The 16,612-nt window shown below is 39.6% G+C and carries 13 protein-coding genes and 1 riboswitch; of the genes, 8 read left to right on the top strand and 5 right to left on the bottom strand.

Features of this window, described 5'->3' with window-relative positions:
- Window positions 1-42: 42 nt before the first annotated feature.
- Complete coding sequence (locus tag BROSI_RS16790) at window positions 43-2,133, bottom strand: alkaline phosphatase family protein (protein ID WP_052564934.1); 2,091 nt, start codon at window positions 2,131-2,133, stop codon at window positions 43-45.
- A gap of 143 nt (window positions 2,134-2,276) precedes the next feature.
- A riboswitch (cyclic di-GMP riboswitch) is annotated at window positions 2,277-2,384 on the bottom strand.
- Between the two features lie 360 nt (window positions 2,385-2,744).
- Between BROSI_RS16790 and BROSI_RS16785 the strand changes: the two genes are divergently transcribed.
- Together BROSI_RS16785 and BROSI_RS16780 are read left to right on the top strand one after the other, a co-directional pair.
- Window positions 2,745-4,241 (top strand): shikimate dehydrogenase, encoded by a 1,497-nt coding sequence (locus BROSI_RS16785; protein ID WP_052564933.1) that lies wholly within the window; start codon window positions 2,745-2,747, stop codon window positions 4,239-4,241.
- 21 nt (window positions 4,242-4,262) lie between these two features.
- Window positions 4,263-4,814, top strand: a complete 552-nt coding sequence (locus BROSI_RS16780) for a shikimate kinase (RefSeq protein WP_052564932.1) — start codon at window positions 4,263-4,265, stop codon at window positions 4,812-4,814.
- Here BROSI_RS16780 and BROSI_RS16775 read toward each other — a convergent pair.
- Window positions 4,795-5,091, bottom strand: a complete 297-nt coding sequence (locus BROSI_RS16775) for a hypothetical protein (RefSeq protein ID WP_052564931.1) — start codon at window positions 5,089-5,091, stop codon at window positions 4,795-4,797. The genes BROSI_RS16780 and BROSI_RS16775 overlap by 20 nt on opposite strands.
- A 53-nt stretch (window positions 5,092-5,144) precedes the next feature.
- On the bottom strand, window positions 5,145-5,633 hold the full coding sequence (locus BROSI_RS16770) for a hypothetical protein (RefSeq protein ID WP_052564930.1): 489 nt from the start codon (window positions 5,631-5,633) through the stop codon (window positions 5,145-5,147).
- 339 nt (window positions 5,634-5,972) lie between these two features.
- On the opposite strand from BROSI_RS16770, the gene BROSI_RS16765 reads away from it, so the two are divergent.
- Genes BROSI_RS16765 through BROSI_RS16755 form a run of 3 tightly spaced genes read left to right on the top strand, consistent with a single transcriptional unit; the run spans window position 5,973 to window position 8,913 of the window.
- Window positions 5,973-6,839, top strand: coding sequence for a glycosyltransferase family 2 protein (locus BROSI_RS16765; RefSeq protein WP_200891777.1), 867 nt, complete (start codon window positions 5,973-5,975; stop codon window positions 6,837-6,839).
- Window positions 6,836-8,254: a B12-binding domain-containing radical SAM protein gene (locus tag BROSI_RS16760; protein WP_052564929.1), complete on the top strand. Its 1,419-nt coding sequence runs from the start codon at window positions 6,836-6,838 to the stop codon at window positions 8,252-8,254. Before BROSI_RS16765 ends, BROSI_RS16760 begins: the two co-directional genes overlap by 4 nt.
- On the top strand, window positions 8,251-8,913 hold the full coding sequence (locus BROSI_RS16755) for a class I SAM-dependent methyltransferase (protein WP_052564928.1): 663 nt from the start codon (window positions 8,251-8,253) through the stop codon (window positions 8,911-8,913). The genes BROSI_RS16760 and BROSI_RS16755 overlap by 4 nt, the downstream gene beginning before the upstream one ends.
- 1,183 nt (window positions 8,914-10,096) lie before the next feature.
- Here the strand turns inward: BROSI_RS16755 and BROSI_RS20065 are convergent.
- Window positions 10,097-10,255 carry a hypothetical protein gene (locus BROSI_RS20065; RefSeq protein WP_157842593.1) on the bottom strand — a complete coding sequence of 53 codons (159 nt, stop codon included), beginning with the start codon at window positions 10,253-10,255 and terminating at the stop codon, window positions 10,097-10,099.
- A gap of 157 nt (window positions 10,256-10,412) precedes the next feature.
- On the opposite strand from BROSI_RS20065, the gene BROSI_RS20060 reads away from it, so the two are divergent.
- On the top strand, window positions 10,413-11,141 hold the full coding sequence (locus BROSI_RS20060; RefSeq protein ID WP_157842592.1) for a PA14 domain-containing protein: 729 nt from the start codon (window positions 10,413-10,415) through the stop codon (window positions 11,139-11,141).
- A 47-nt stretch (window positions 11,142-11,188) separates the two neighbouring features.
- Here the strand turns inward: BROSI_RS20060 and BROSI_RS16745 are convergent, their stop codons facing one another.
- Window positions 11,189-13,657 carry a PA14 domain-containing protein gene (locus tag BROSI_RS16745; RefSeq protein WP_157842591.1) on the bottom strand — a complete coding sequence of 823 codons (2,469 nt, stop codon included), beginning with the start codon at window positions 13,655-13,657 and terminating at the stop codon, window positions 11,189-11,191.
- Between the two features lie 545 nt (window positions 13,658-14,202).
- On the opposite strand from BROSI_RS16745, the gene BROSI_RS21510 reads away from it, so the two are divergent.
- Window positions 14,203-14,358 carry a PA14 domain-containing protein gene (locus BROSI_RS21510; RefSeq protein WP_420886062.1) on the top strand — a complete coding sequence of 52 codons (156 nt, stop codon included), beginning with the start codon at window positions 14,203-14,205 and terminating at the stop codon, window positions 14,356-14,358.
- 29 nt (window positions 14,359-14,387) lie between these two features.
- Window positions 14,388-16,529 (top strand): PA14 domain-containing protein, encoded by a 2,142-nt coding sequence (locus tag BROSI_RS16735; protein ID WP_052564924.1) that lies wholly within the window; start codon window positions 14,388-14,390, stop codon window positions 16,527-16,529.
- Window positions 16,530-16,612 lie beyond the last annotated feature (83 nt).

Raw genomic sequence — 16,612 nt, 5'->3', positions numbered from 1 at the left:
CCCCATCAAGAAACCCAAATAAATTTCAAATGCACTTCTCAATCACAGAGAAGCTGTACCAATTACCCAATCCCCTGCGCCGGGAACCTGTTCTTCCCATACCAGGTACAATAAACCGTCTCCTGACGTCACATGAGGTTTGCAACGGAAAATATTGGTTGATTGAGAGTTGATTGTGACCGGCATGGACCAGTTCACTCCGTTTTTACTTGTACTTGAACGTAAATCTGGTACACCTGATGCATAATCAGTCCAGGACATGAAGAATTCATTCCTGGCAGAATTCCATACAATTGCCGGTTGCCACGCTGACGAGTCGCCTAGTGGGATGGTAAGGACGCTACCCCAGGACCACCCTTTGTTAGTACTTGGCCGGATACACAATTTCCATGGTGTTCCGGATGGATCCCGGTTCGCCCACACGGTAATCAGTTTTCTCCCACCCCAGGCAAGCATGGGCAAGTATGAGTAACCGGCATCATTCGTTAAACGGTTCAGGTCTTTCCACGTTGTACCGGAGTTCATGGTGCGCATAAAAAAGACCTCCCAATTATAATAGTTGGGCTTATTCGGGGTCGGCGCCAGATCAATCCACACCATCGAGGCCTCTTTTGGCCCTTCCATGGTTATAGGACTATATTGAATGGGTGAGAAGTTATCCTGCTTAACCATGATTTCAACCCAGTTTCTCCCTCCATCTGCTGATCGGAAACTGGTAATCCTCCTGTTCTGGCCAGAACCTCTCTTATAACGGACGGTGATAATGAGTTCACCGAGTTCATTGGAGATAATTTCGGGTTCTCCTACTATTTCCATTGAAAGAGGGTCGGCAGACTCAAACGTACTGGTTGCAATGAGTTGTTCATTTTCCCAGGTCGATCCATAATCCGGACTTTTCCGGTAATATACCGACCATGTATCGTGAATCCCGTCCAGGGCACGTCCGTCTAGCCAGACAACATGAAGGCCGTCTTTATTGGCAGTCACGGCAGGGAAAAAAGCCCAGCGTGCCTTCTGTGAATCAACCGGTATGGGATTGCTAAAGAACATATCTGCCGAATCTTTCTTCATGAGAAAGACATGTTCATTCCCCGTATCGGTCGGATCATTCTGCGACCAAACAACAAACACCTTCCCATTAAAAATTTTCACCCGTGGATTCCGGCAGTAAACATGAATTTTCGGGTCAGGATTCTGAGAAAAGATGCCGGTCATTATCTGCCCGCGGGCAAACGGAGTGGGAAAGCCAAGGAATTCTCCAACCGTTGGAGCGATATCTCTCAGATAACGTCTCTCAGGGATTTCCAGTCCTGCCGGAGTATCAGGGCCTATGCCCAAAAACAGAACATGACGGCATCCGTGACACATCCCGGCATGCTCCTGAAATCCTCCATATTCATCGTCATGACGGCCATGATCTGATGTAACAATCATGGTTGTCTTATTTGCATAAAACGCATCCCCCTGTATTAACTGCGTCCAAATCTGATAGACCAATTCATCCGCCTTTTTAATTGCCCCGGTGTATGTAACCCAGTCACCGGTGTGTCCGGCTTCGTCAACGTCCCGAAGGTTTACCACTACGAGGTTGGAATGATGCGCCTCTAACTTTGTTTTTAACAGCGCATAGGTGTCAGTATCGTTCCCGCCCTCAAACAATAAACTTGCATAATTAGGGCCATAGGTGGGTTCCAGAGACCAGTCCAGTTGTATATTATTTTTTTTCCCTGTTACAACCAAACAACTCGCCTTCGGTTTACCGGTATGGTACCGAAAATACTCAAAGATGGTTGGCGCTTCGGGACGTACATCGTAAATACCGCCTGATACGACATTGGCAAGATTAGGAGCAACATGCCACTGACCAGTAACAATTGCCATATGGCCGGGGGTTGTAAAAGTGGTTAAATAATCATTGTAGAATTCTGTATATATTGTACCCTGAGGCCGGAGATCATTCCAAATGTGAGGTATGAGATCGTGATCGGCATCTTCAAATGCCTCATTATTCCTCAAACCATCAATAACAACCACAAAAACGTTTTCTGTTGTATAAGCCAGAAGCGGTAAGGAAAATAAAATTACTGCAAAAAAAGTTACTATAGTTATAGCCCTTTGTATTTGCTTTTCCATTTTTCTTTGCTCCTTTCCATGTGAGATTGTGGTTTTCATTGTGCTGATAATGATCCTGAATGTTTTTTTCCGTTGCACATGTATTTACTGCAACAATGACCTAAAACAAAAAAGCCTTACTGCAAAGATTTTTCGTAAACATCTTCGGCAGTAAGGCTGTCTTTATAAACTAATCTCTGGGATAAATGCTTATTTACTAAAGACCCACTACTTTGCGTCCCCTGATCACTCAGGGTTTACCTTTTTCGTGATATCTTCCACTTTGTTGGGTATTTTTACCTGATCAAATGGAAATCGTTTTACTCTATTCAAAATTATTTGTCAAGTCAAAAAATAAATTTATCAAGACGTGAATGAGTCGGATTACCTTTTCAGGGCAATACATGACCGACAATAAATATCGCAAAATTTCTGCTAAGAAATTAATACACACGAGTACATGGAACATTTATTGAAATTTACATTTTGATTTTTCGTTTTTGCATTTATAATAAATTGTATAATTCTTGGCAAAAGAACTGTCTTGGTACACCAAAGAGGCAAAAGTAAACTTCCCTGAAATTCAATAGTTTCTATTACATTTTATTTCTTATCCACTTGCTCGGGAAAAAATGATTTGCATACCCATCATTGCAAACAACCTTGATGATGTTCTCCGGGATATGGAAGATGCATCAAAGTTTGCGGACATTGTCGAATTACGTCTTGACTACATAAAAAATCCAGATCTGAAGCGGATATTGGAAAGGCGAGTTAAGCCTGTGATTGTTACGAACAGACCCGTCAGAGAAGGTGGCAAGTTCGGCGGAAGCGAAGAAGAGAGGATTGCGCTTCTAAAACTCGCTATCCAGTTACAAGCTGATTTCGTCGATGTTGAACATGACAGCATTCAAAATATGCGTGGGGACACGGAGCGCCGTGTCCCTGCGAGTAAAACGAAACTCATTGTTTCCTACCATAATTTTCGTGAAACACCCGATGACCTGACCGTTACTTATCAAAAACTGAGCCGGTATGGCGCTGATATTATAAAAATAGTTACTTATGCAAACACTATTACAGATAACATCAAAATATATCGCTTACTCCAGCAAGCACAGACACCATTAATTTCATTCTGTATGGGCGACTATGGCATCATTAGCCGCATCTTGTATAAAAGATTTGGCAGCTATCTGACTTTTGCGTCTCTCCAGAAGGGAAAGGAATCCGCCCCAGGGCAGATCAGCATTCACGAACTTTTACATGTCTATCAGGCACAAATACAAAATAAACAAACGGCAATCTACGGATTAATTGGAAACCCCGTCTCTCACAGCATTAGTCCAGTTATCCATAATACACTCTTTAAGGAAATGAATTTGAATAATATTTACGTTCCTTTTAAGGTAGACAAAATCGATGACTTTATCAGAGCGTTTAGGGAACTGGATGTAAAAGGGTATAGCGTAACAATTCCGCATAAAGAATCCGCAATAAATCATCTGGACGCAGTAGACCCTATGGCAAAGAAGATCGGTGCAGTAAACACCATCGTAAACAAGGACGGCAAACTGGTTGGTTATAATACAGATTGTAAGGCAGCCATTCAAGCATTGGGGGACACTGATCATGCATCCGGAATGGGCGAAAAGCACGAGCATCTAAAAGGAAAACACGTTACCTTGTTAGGCGCCGGTGGCGCCGCCCGGGCGATCGCTTTTGGATTACAGGAATGTGGCGCACAAGTATCCCTGGTAAACAGGAATTATGAGCGGGCACAGTCACTCGCCAGAGATGTTGGCTGTCTATCCATAAAACCCGATGATCTGCCTTCCATGCAAACAGACATCCTGATTAATGCCACGCCTGTGGGCATGTTTCCCGCAGTCAATGAAACCCCGATTGATAAAGATCAACTAAAACCCAACATGGTCGTTTTTGATACTATTTACAACCCGATAGAAACAAGATTGTTGCGTGAAGCCAAATCTCGGGGTTGTACAATTATTGGTGGTTTGCCAATGTTTGTAAACCAGGCAGCGGCACAGTTTGAGTTGTGGACAGGAATAAAACCACCACTCAAATTAATCAGAGAAATTGCCTATAAAAAATTAGTTGGAGAGTGACAAAGATCACTTGTATCAGAATTGAATATTATCTTAATCGGTTTTCGCGGTACCGGCAAAACAACCGTAGGCAAAATACTCGCTCAACGGATGGGCAAAGAATTTATCGATGCCGATGAGTACCTGGAACAGAAAGAAGGAAAGACCATTAAAAACATTTTTGCAGTTGGTGGAGAAAAATTATTTCGGGAAATCGAGGCGCAAATCATTTCGGAGTTATGTATTCTCGACAACAAGGTCATTGCCACGGGCGGAGGTGCAATCCTGAGGGAGGAGAATGTAAGGAAACTCAGGAAAAACGGGATCATAATCTATCTGGATGCTGACGTGGATACCATCTACAAAAGAATCCACGAAGATACACAAACACAGCAGAGAAGACCAAGCCTTACGAATCGTGGCGCATATGAGGAAATTGAATACCTTTTAGCATACAGGAGGCCACTGTATGACAGGATAGCAGATTTTGTGGTAAACACTGCCGGCCTGTCAAAAAATGAAGCTGCAAAGAAAATAATAGCCTTTATTAATAATCACGTATTGGATTTGAAAACTACAGCCTGGAATTGTTAATCTCCCGCACCATTTTAGATATTAATTTTTCATACGATTGGAGGAGCTTTTCCTGCTCTTTTTTTTCGAAGGATTTTATGGGTTTGCCTTCTATTTCTTCCGCCATGTCGTCAACTTTTTTTGCAAGTGAAAAAGCTGACTTTACTTCCTCAACGGACTTTGCCTGAACATCTGGTTTTACTCTTTCTTTTTGGGTTTTTTTTGCAGAAGATTTTTGACTAGATACAGATCTCTTTGAAGATTGGCCCTCAGCAGTGGTATTTTTTCCTTCGCTCATAATTTCTACTCCTCATAATATAAACAAGACACCCTTAGTGAAATAATTATTTCTTAATACATTTCATCTTCTTCTAAAGAATCTTGTATCTGTTCTGCTATATCTAATACCTCTTCATTGGTGTCTTCAATCTCACCAATATCATTTTCCATCGCCTCAAAACCGGATCTTAACAATTCAAGGTTCTTTTCAATATTATTTACCTTTTTTGCCACATCTTTTATTCCCTCATCTTTTACCGTGAGATCTTTTATTCCGGATTCTATCCTTTTTCCTATATCAATAAAGTTTTTTAGAGCAGACTCCATTTGTTTTTTGTCAGACTCCAGGGCTTTTTCTGAAGAAGTTGACAACTTTTCCAGAATTTCTATACGTTTTCCAAGGGCGTCGATCTTTTTTGTAACAGCGCCAAAAGACTTCATCATAGAGGAAAAACCCGTTGTCAAGGCCTTAAATTGCTTATCAAAATCTTTCAATTTTTTATCTATCGCTACCACGGCCTTTGTCGGATCAGACACTTGTTTTGCATTCGGTTTTTTCATAATTATTGATCTCTAACAAGTTAGACACGGACAAAACAGTCCCTGGTCAAAACATACGGGACCAGGTTTGTCAATATTACCCTTCATTACTACTTTGCAAGCGGCAATATAAAGGGAGAAATAATTTGATTATAGCCGTATTACATAAAAACATATGATATGTATACAGATAATTTTCGTCAAAATCAATAACATTTTTTAATATTGACTTCTCCAGAACCCTTATATTTACCCAGAATTAAAAAGATTGAGAATGTTATATGCATGAATTATAATAATTTTTATTACAGTTCAGCCACCAGGTTTTATGGCTGACTAATTACAAAATAAAGGTGATACATGATAGAAGAAACAAGCATTATCATTCCCGTTTATAATGAAAGGGAAGGAATACTGCAAGTAATCGAGTCCCTGCAATCATTAAAAAAACGGTATGGCAATCGATGGGAGATTATCATGGTAGACGATGGCTCTACCGATGGTACATCTGAAATAATACGGAACACTCAGGATATTATATTGATCCGGCACCCCTTCAATCGAGGTTATGGAGCCGCCATTAAAACCGGTATCCGGCACGCAAAATATAGCACGTTTATTATATCAGATGCCGATGGGACGTATCCTGTACAGGATATCCCCAAGCTGCTTGCTCAATTATCAAAGAGTGAGATGGTCGTTGGGGCCAGAGGAAACAACGATTCAAATATTCCATTGGCAAGACGGCCTGCAAAATGGGTGCTCAATAAACTGGCCAATTATTTGACCGGAACAAAGATTCCGGACCTGAACTCGGGTTTCCGTGCAATGAAAAAAGACGTGGTAATGAAATTTATTCATTTGCTCCCCGATGGCTTCTCCTTCACAACAACAATCACACTTGCTATGCTCACAAACGATTACGCAGTTGAATTCATCCCCATCGAATATAAAATACGCTCGGGAAGGTCAAAGATACGCCCTATCCGGGATACCCTGAACTTTCTACAACTCATTATCCGGACGGTTTTATATTTCGATCCGCTCAAGATTTTTTTGCCTATGAGCGCAATTTTCTTCATCTCGAGTATCGCTGTTCTTGTACTGAGTTATTTATTTACCCCTAAGATTATGGACATTACCACCGTCATACTTTTTATCTCCGGGGTACAAATTCTGGCCATCGGCATGATTGCCGATCTTATAGATAAAAGAAGCCAACCATGAAAATCCTTTTAATCAATCCACCTTCTGAAAATGAATTGCTGGGAAACAATCCCAGCATTATCGAAGAGGAACGAGGTTACAATCCACCTCTTGGAATATTATACATTGCTGGTTACCTGGAAAAGCACACAGACTTTGGCGTGGAAGTCCTGGATACTCAGGCTGAGGAGATCGGTTACGATCGCTTAAAGGACATCATTCGTACCAAATTGCCCGATGTCATCGGTATAACAGCCATGACCTTTACCCTCATAGACGTCATAAAGGTTATAAATCTGGCAAAATCCATTCACCCAAGCATAAAGGTTGTTTTGGGAGGGCCGCATGTGCACATCTATCCGGAAGAAACCATAAATATCGTCGGGGTTGACTTTCTTGTTCTGGGCGAGGGGGAAATTGCCTTTAAAGAACTTGTAGAAAACATAAGCGATAGGACTAAATTAAAGAATATTCCCGGATTAGTCTTTAAAGAAGACGGCAGGATTATTAACACAGGCGCCCGGCCACTCAACGATGACCTTGACAGCTTGCCCTTCCCTGCAAGGCACATGACCCCTATCCTCAAATATAGTTCTCTCATGGCAAAGAGAACGCCTGTCACCACGATGTTTACGAGCCGGGGATGTCCATACCGATGTACTTTCTGCGATCGACCTCATTTGGGCAAAAGCTTTCGCGCAAGGTCTGCGTTAAACGTGGTAGATGAAATGGAAGCGTGCGTAAAACTGGGCATACGGGAATTCCTGATCTACGATGACACCTTTACCATAGACAGACAGCGCGTAATAGAAGTATGCGATGAGATTGTAAGAAGAAAACTCAATATCGGATGGGACATAAGGGCACGGGTAAATAACATTGACAAAGACTTATTAAAAAAACTGAAAGAGGCAAACTGCGAACGTATCCATTACGGGGTAGAATCGGGCAATCCAGAAATACTCAGGATATTAAATAAGGGAATTACCGTAGACAGAGTAAGAACTACCTTTCAAGAGACAAAAGAGGCTGGTATATCCGTACTGGCATATTTCATGATCGGATGTCCAAAAGAAACGAGGAAAGAAATCATGGAAACAATTGCATTCGCCAGGGAGTTAAAGCCTGACTTCGTACATATCACAATATTTACCCCATTCCCTGCCACGGAAATATATAAGATGGGGTTGAGAGATGGCATCATAAAAGAAGATTTCTGGCGAGAATTTGCCAAAAATCCCACCAAAGACTTTCAGCCACGGTGCTGGGAAGAAAATTTTACACGAGAGGAACTTCAAGAATTAATTGTTTATGCCTATAAGAGTTTTTATACGAGACCTAGGTATATCTTGAAGCGATTGATACACGTGCGCTCTATCGGAGAATTTAAACGTATGGCAAGGGCTGGACTGAAGGTCTTTGGGATGCAGTCATGAAAGGGGTTTTGAATAAAGAATACGCCATTGCACGTCAAAGAAAGCGGTCACACATTTACAGATTGAAAAGAAGGACCTTTGAGGTACTAAAAAGCATCCAGACGTTCTCCTTAAAAAGACCTGAAGCAGTTTTGGATATTGGCGCCGCTGATGGTCTTATGTTAAACAGGATGAAAGAAATATTCCCAGATACAACCTGTGTAGGTATTGAATATGCCAGTGATTTGATCTCGTGCAATGACAGCGAAAACGTTCATCTGATCAGGGGTGACGCTTTGGTATTACCATTCAAAGATAATGTCTTTGACGTTGTTACTGCCACTGCAATTATTGAACACGTTTCTGATCCAATCCAATTAGTCCATGAAACCTTTCGAATCCTTCGGAAAAACGGCATCATTGTCATAACAACTCCACATCCATTCTGGGAGAGAATTGCTACTCATATTGGTCATTTAAATGAAGAGGAACATAACGAACTCATTACTTTACGTAAACTAATCTCATTATTTAAAAAAGCAGGATTTGAAATAGTAAACGCAGAACAATTCATGATCTCCCCCATAGGAATGCCCTTTGAATTGCCGGTTGAAAAGATGCTAAAATTATGCAGGTTGGACTTTTTATTATTAAATCAAATAATTGTTGGGCGAAAATAAGTATGCCGGCTTACTTCTAAGTGCTGTATGGATGGTATATGAAAGTTTCCTTTCTTTGTGTACATATTTGTGAATTAAGGCGTTTGCTATAATACAATTTTATTTAGAGGAAAATATTTTAACAACCGATGGCTTTCTATTTGAAAATGTGGCAATGGGTAAAGATTAACAAAGTAGAGATTACTTTATTCTTTTTATGCTTTTTTTCTTATGGATACTTTTTTCACGGTGGCGGCGCCAACCAAAATGCTACTTATGATCAAATCAGATCGGTTGTTGAATATGGTGAACTTTCAATAAACAGGTTTGCTTACAATACCCACGACATAAGTGTATATAAAGGTTTTGTCTTTCCTAATAAAGCCCCTGGCTTGACCTTCCTTAGTGTTCCCATCGGTTTTGTATTGTTTCAATCAAAAAATTTCTTCCTTCATTTCATGAAGGAAGACACCTATTTCTTATTTGTATGCTATTTTATTAGTTGGCTAACGATTGGTCTCATTTCTGCTATTTTATGTGTTGTACTATATAAATTCATTTACAATTTAACACAACACACTTTGGCAGCATTTATTGGAACTATGGGATATGCCTTTGGAACAACAGCTTTTGCTTACTCAACAATCTTATACGCGCATCAAATCGCCGCCGCATGTTCCTTTATCGCCTTTTACATCCTTTTTGTTCTAAAAAACAAAAAGATACATTATTTTTCGAGCCTTTTTTTCAGCGGTTTATTAGCGGGATATTCGGTAATCACTGAATATCCCTGTTTTTTCATATGGATGATGTTATTCCTTTATGTATTTTTTATTACATCGGAAAAGAGAAAATACATCATTTATTTCTTAATGGGGTCTTCCATTCCAGCCTTACTCTTGTTGTTTTACAATTACTTGTGTTATGGTAATCCTATCCATTTCAGCTACTTTTCGTTTTTTATTAGAGATGCAGAAATTCATTCTGGTTTAAAAGAAACCGTTAAAACAATTTCCTTTCCTCGTATAACAACTTTATATAAGATCTCTTTCGATTCTTACAGGGGTATATTCTTTTATTGCCCGTTCCTTTTTTTACTTTTTCCCGGGATTTACTTTTTCTTAAAGAAAGAGGCTGTTTCCAAAGAATTTCTCATTTCAGCCGTAATAACTCTATATTTTTTTGTTTTTAATGCCTCTTACCGTCATTGGGACGGTGGGTGGTCTTTGGGGCCTCGGCATCTTGTGGCGATGATACCTTTTACGGTTCTCTTATCTTCTTTTTTTATAAAGCAATATCCAAAAATATCGATATGTAGTACATTGGCATCATTTTTCTCTATGCTCATGGCAGTTTCTGTCACACCAGAAACTCCTTCTGGCAGATACCGAAATCCTGTAATGGAATTCTATTTCAAGAATTTTTTCGATTCAAATCTGTCACTCAATAAAATGCCTATTTTCACAAATAATTTTTTGGGGGACACATTCAATTCATTCAATTTAGGCAACGTCCTTCATTTGCCAGATGCTTTATCATTGGTGCCATTTTATCTGATGATGGTAATTGGGATAATGAGTTTTAGCCGTACGGCAGAATTAAAGGTTACTGATGTCTTTCATAGCTCATGGTCTATTTCTAAAATAAATAAGGGAGCTGCTCTATTGAAAAGAAATGCACGATATTTTAAGCTAAGTTTACTTATTCTTCTTGTCAGTATATTAAGCACACAAATCGTCATTGCAATTTTAGGGAGAGAAAAGGCGACTTTCAATAAAGAAAGTAACTATATTACACGGCCAGGTTTTTTAGGCTGGTACTATGAAAACAAGTCATTTGATGGCAAACCAAAATTGGTCCGATATGACAATAGGATTTCTTTTTATGATACATCCTTTAACGAGATCTTTTCTGGAAAACAATATAGCATTATTTGGAGTGGCAGATTATATGCCCCACGAAGTGGACTCTATAAATTTTATACGGAATCGGATGACGGGTCATTTTTATACATTAACGACAAATTGGTTGTCGATAATGGAGGAGACCATGGAATTAGAACCAAAGAAGGAACAATGTATTTGACCGAAGGGTATTACGACATCAAGGTTAAATATTACAATAGTATGGGAAAAGGACACATTAAGGTATTTTGGGAAATACCAGATGGACTGAGGTGCCTACTCGGCGAAGATAACGTTTATAATTATATAATGAATTGTGCAATACTAAATAACACCAATAAATAATTTTTAACAGTTTAGCCACAGGCAAAGAAAAGAGTTGATGGATTCGTTTATTTCAGTGGGTCATAGACGTCTTGTAAGTGATAAACGATATAGACATTCATCATGATGAAAAGGGAAATATAGGTATAACAGGTAGCTTTAGCAATCGTGGCACTAATCCGATTTCTCAGAAAATCAACTGCCAGGAAAGGAAGGATGCCAATGGCAAGATAACATCTAAACAGCCACGGTGCCTTAGATAAATCTCCCGGAAGGATTTCTTTTAAAGGAACTGCCATTAGTAGTAAAAGTATTAAGAGCGCCTTTGCAGTATTTGGCTTTGAGATAAAATCCCTCATAAATAATCCACCCGCAATTGCCATAAAGGGATACATAGGAAAAAGATACCAGCCATATGAATAAATATCCGATGATACGGCACACAGACACATGAGAAAAATAAAGGTCGTTATGGGAACGACTTGGTCTTTTTTCCCCATCGAATAAACTATTGCATACCAAAACCACAAGAAATATCCCATACCAAAATTTGCAGTGACCTGGGCAAGTCTAGGTTCCTTTAAATACTTAAGCACAATATTGAACACCGTCACGTGCTGTTCATTGCGTAAAGCCAGCATCTTGAAGAATGCCTCTGGATTAATTAAATAATTATACAGAAAATAGCCTATTGCTACCGGAAAACCAATTCCTGCAATTATGCCAGCTTCCTTTATAAAGCCCTTTCGTCCCAATAGTATGGGAAAAATTACAATCGCGCAGATACCTGTCTCCTTACACCAGAACGACAACCCTGCCAGGAGCCCGGCAAAAATCATGTATCTCTTTTTTTGAGATTCGATATATTTTAAAACACAAAATACTCCGGAAATGAAAACAAGCGCAAGCAGACCGTCTCCTTTGGCAATTCTTCCAGCAGCAACAAAGAGTGGAACTGTGGCGTAAAGCAGGCTTGCAATAATGGCTAGTGTATTGGAGTGGTATATATTATAAGAAACAAGAAATACGAGAACAATGGTAAGCGTTGAGAAAAATATTGGAGCCAAATTGATCGTGGTAAACCGACAATCTAAATAATCCTTAGCGCCACAAATTGTCGGGGGGATACCTGCAAAAATGGAAAATAAGGGTGGGTGATCAATATAGCCTTTTACAATCCTAAAACTGTCCCCAAACCATCGAATAAATTTTACATCTTCGGCTTTGTAGGCTGACAAAAAATAGGGTGGTTCCCATGATTTAGGTCCATCACCATGCAGAATATGATAACCATTCCATGCCTCTGAATAAGGGTCCATCGTATCCCCGTGAGGTGGAACTACACTATAATTGTTAAGCCTTAAAATAGCCCCAAGAATAACAATAACAATCAAAGCTACGATAGACCAATTTTGTTTTATATAAGCAAGATATCCTTGAATACGATTTGCGATTGTATCCCTTAATACCAGGAAGAAACTAAGGATGATAGAAACGGAGGTAATGATAAATCCTGCCGCACACCGTAATCTAGCCCCCCTTAAGAACCCTGTATCCTCGGAAGGCTTTAAATACCGTGAGGAAATACTTGTGAGTTTGCTATTATCTGGCCTTTGCCAAAGCAGATGTAATGTAGCATATTTCTTTGGATTAAAATAATTGATTTGTATAGATTTCCAACCCCTCTCCAAAGATACTTGTGCGGTTGAATCACTTCCAGTACGATATTTTATAATAGGCTTTGAATCAATAAACAAAAAAGCATCACCATTTGTGTTGAATTTAAATGTATATGTGCCGTCCTTTGGTATCCAAATAGATCCCCTCCATAGGATATTGTAAGCAGGAACTTCTGTCGGTGGGTCAAAACGGTGATTATCCCAATAATTTACATAATAGGTCCTCAGTATACCGTGATTTTTAAATACGAGGGTAGGATTATTTTTTTTGAATACAACGTTTGTCTCTTTTATGATACTATTGGGTTCTATTTCTAAGATGTAAGGTATTGTAGTGTCAACTGCATGTAAATCACGGATATTTGTTTCCTGATAGAATTGAGATGGCGGTATTACCGTTTCTTCTCCATTTGAAAACTTCCACTTCAGATGCAGTATAGACTTGCCACCTTGATCAAAATACTTCAAATGAATTCGGTAAAATCCCGGCTCAAGGCATACCGTTTGTCTTTTTTCTACAAGGCCGTGAACACCCCCATTATTGATGATACATTTGCCGTTGAGAAACAGTTCTGATCCATCGTCTGAACCCAATAGAAAGGTATAATCACACCGGTCTTCTATTTTTAAAAGTCCATTCCATTCGATGGTAAATGGCGATTTGTAAGATTTTTTTGCATCGGAATGCCATTCGAAATAAATGGGTTTATCTTCGGTTATTTCTTCTATTAGCTGTGCCTTCGGGTTTCCCTTGTAGACCTTTTTGTTCAGGCCAGACCGTATCTCTGGTGGAGACACATTTATAGGATGGAGTACTGCATTTTCTCCTTCAGAAGGATATAAGTAATTCCCAGTCAATCCATGCTGAGGAAGCAACAATCGGATACCTGTATATATACCACCTATTAACAGGATGATGAGGAGGGTTATGAAAAGGCCCTTTGATTTTGAGAGTGGCGACGTGTAGATTACTCTATTCCTCTAAAGAATGTCCGTAACATGAAGTTCCTAGTGTTAATTAACTTCCATTTATAAGAACTATTTTTCAAAAAATCAAACAATTTGTATGCTTTATGGAAAATATTTTTTAAAATAGTGCCTTTCTATGTGAGCGTATAAATTTGGGAAATGAAAAAGCGCCTGAAACCTTTAAAAAATTAAAACATTTAAGATGATATATTCTCCTGACATAGCTCATGCCCTCTGTTCTATAGAAACTGACAACCCCATTGCTCCGATTCAAATAACAAGTCAAGAACTTGAGATGGGACTACTAACTAACTATTTCTGTGGGACAGAATGCGATGGTAAACCATTTTTAACAGAAGTAGAACCGAATCAGATCTCTTTCAATTTCAATAAAGAATCAAAACCTTATAAATCGCCATTTAGTATAGATATGGGTGGGCTACATTCAAATATTAAAGAAGAGCGTTTATAAGTTTACCACAAGATCTGATGATAGTTCACAGGTTTATCTTAACGAGAGAATTATCGTAGACAATGGGGGTCGCCATTCATTAAGATACGTTTTCTTCTGGCAATATCTTTTTAGATAAAAGGGTTTATCATATAAAAATTACTTAAAATGTCAGATTTACCTATTTATGAAAAAGTAAAACTGTTTTTGCGAAAAGGGTATTTGCATTATCCCTTTGGCTTGCTGGCAGCGTTGTTGAGTTGGGGGACATATTTCATTTATCTCTGGCCAAGGATGCTGTTTTGGACGCGCGATGGCCTGACTTCAGGCTGGATTGGCATTTGGGCTGACTGGTCAGCGCATTTTTCTTATGCAAGCGCCTTTGCATATCGCCCAGTTACCGATTGGTTCACGGTGCATCCGCTCTATTACGCACGGAAGTTTACGTATCCGTTTGTGGCGGATATGATTTCCGGCCTCTTAATTCGCCTTGGTGTAGATCAGGTGCCCGCCTTTATTATCCCCTCAATTATTACGACCATATTTTTGTTGATTGCACTTTATCTTTTGTACAGTTTTATTTTAAAATCCGGTTGGCAGGCTTTAACTGCCTTGACATTATTTTTTGCGGGCGGGGGGATGGGATTTTATTGGTTCGTTCAAGATTTTTCGAAAAAGCCCTCATGGAAAACGATACTGTTTCCTCCGAAAGAATATACGCATATCGGCGAAAATTGTATTGAATGGATCAATGTTTTTTCCGGGCAACTTGTCCCTCAGCGCGCACTCTTGCTTGGAATGCCCATCATGCTGGTAATGCTTACCATCCTCCTCAAGTGGATGCAGAGACATTTTCGTGACGTCCCGAATGTATGGCTTGTTCTGCTTGGAGTATTTTCCAGCTTTATGCTGGTGATCCATATCCACTCGTACATTGCCTTCACAATATTTTGCATGGTGTTTTTCGTATGCACACTGAGAAGCTGGAAACAATGGATATTGTTTGCATTTTCTGCTGCTGTCCCGTCGATTTTGATATATCGGTGGTTCTACGGAGGCGAAATTACCTCGAGCTTTTTTTCATGGTATCCGGGATGGCTTGCAAATGCTCGGTCAAAAAACGTGAATTATTTTTATTTTTGGTGGCTCAATTGGGGACTATTCCTTCCGTTTTCTCTATGGGCAATCTGGCAAACAAAGTATTATAAACATCCTTTTATTATCGGTGGGCTCGCAATTTTCCTTCTGAGCAACCTCATATTATTTCAGCCATATGCCTGGGATAATTCAAAAGTATTAAGCTGGAGTTATCTCGTGCTATGCATTCCCGCTGCATCGTATTTAGCAGAACTCTGGCGAAAGAATATAGCGCTAAAAGGAGTGGTAGTGCTATTGTTTATTTCAATGACCGCATCCGGGTTTCTTGATCTCTGGCGCCTTACCCGAACGGGAAAACTGAGTAATATTATGTGGAGCAACGCAGACCTTGCGCTAGCAAAGGAGTTTCGTGGAATTTCCAGGGCGACAGACAGGGTACTCACGGCAGATACCCACAATCATTGGGTCTCAACGCAGGCAGGTCGTCAAATACTATTGGGTTACAAAGGCTGGATGTGGACATATGGCATTGATTACGGACAAATGGCGCGCAATATGATGACGATCTTTTCCGGTAGAGCCGATGCCGAGCACCTGATCAAGAAATATGCCATAAATTATGTTGTCATAGGTCCCGCAGAACGACACGATTACCATGCTAACGAAAAATATTTTAAGTCGCGGTATAAAAAAATTTTAGAGAATAAAGAGTATCGTGTTTATGAAGTTAATCACATGGACAGCAAACAAATCCTTGTTCAAGGCACACAAGGACAAGATTTAGCCGATCAAAGGTATGGATTACGTGTCTGCTATTATGGTAATATAAATTGGGAAGGTGAGCCGATAACCGAAGATATCGATACGGATATTGAATTTCATTGGAATACTGATGGTGAAAAGCCCATATCGAGCCCATTTAGCGCTATTTGGAAAGGTTATGTGGATATTACCATACCGGGTGCTTATACATTCAAATTAACCTCGGATGACGGCTCGTGGCTTTATATAGATGACATGTTGGTGATAGACAACGGTGGCATTCATGCAATAAAATCTATGACAGGTGCAGTTACCTTGGAAAAAGGCAAACACAAAATAATGATTAAATATTTTGATGGTGGAGGAGGGGCAGTTTTTAAGTTGTCGTGGATACCACCGGGTGGCGGAGAGGAGAAGATACATGAGGAAAGATTAAAGGTAAAGGAGTAAAGATAAAAGATTAAATAGAAGAAAGAGTTTAGGACAATAAATGAAACTCACTAAAAGAAAGGTTGTTTTTTAAAAAATATTTT

Origin of the sequence: Candidatus Brocadia sinica JPN1, from assembly GCF_000949635.1 — a bacterium.
GTDB lineage: Bacteria > Planctomycetota > Brocadiia > Brocadiales > Brocadiaceae > Brocadia > Brocadia sinica.
Note: the sequence above shows the minus strand (reverse complement) of the source record. Positions and strands in the feature narration are given on the sequence as shown.

Excerpts from the sequence above, each read along its gene's own strand:
- BROSI_RS16755 (WP_052564928.1), top strand. The coding sequence starts at position 8,251 with ATGAAAGGGGTTTTGAATAAAGAATACGCCATTGCACGTCAAAGAAAG.
- BROSI_RS16790 (WP_052564934.1), bottom strand. The coding sequence starts at position 2,133 with ATGGAAAAGCAAATACAAAGGGCTATAACTATAGTAACTTTTTTTGCA.
- BROSI_RS16765 (WP_200891777.1), top strand. The coding sequence starts at position 5,973 with ATGATAGAAGAAACAAGCATTATCATTCCCGTTTATAATGAAAGGGAA.
- BROSI_RS16735 (WP_052564924.1), top strand. The coding sequence starts at position 14,388 with ATGTCAGATTTACCTATTTATGAAAAAGTAAAACTGTTTTTGCGAAAA.
- BROSI_RS16785 (WP_052564933.1), top strand. The coding sequence starts at position 2,745 with ATGATTTGCATACCCATCATTGCAAACAACCTTGATGATGTTCTCCGG.
- BROSI_RS16775 (WP_052564931.1), bottom strand. The coding sequence starts at position 5,091 with ATGAGCGAAGGAAAAAATACCACTGCTGAGGGCCAATCTTCAAAGAGA.
- BROSI_RS16760 (WP_052564929.1), top strand. The coding sequence starts at position 6,836 with ATGAAAATCCTTTTAATCAATCCACCTTCTGAAAATGAATTGCTGGGA.
- BROSI_RS16770 (WP_052564930.1), bottom strand. The coding sequence starts at position 5,633 with ATGAAAAAACCGAATGCAAAACAAGTGTCTGATCCGACAAAGGCCGTG.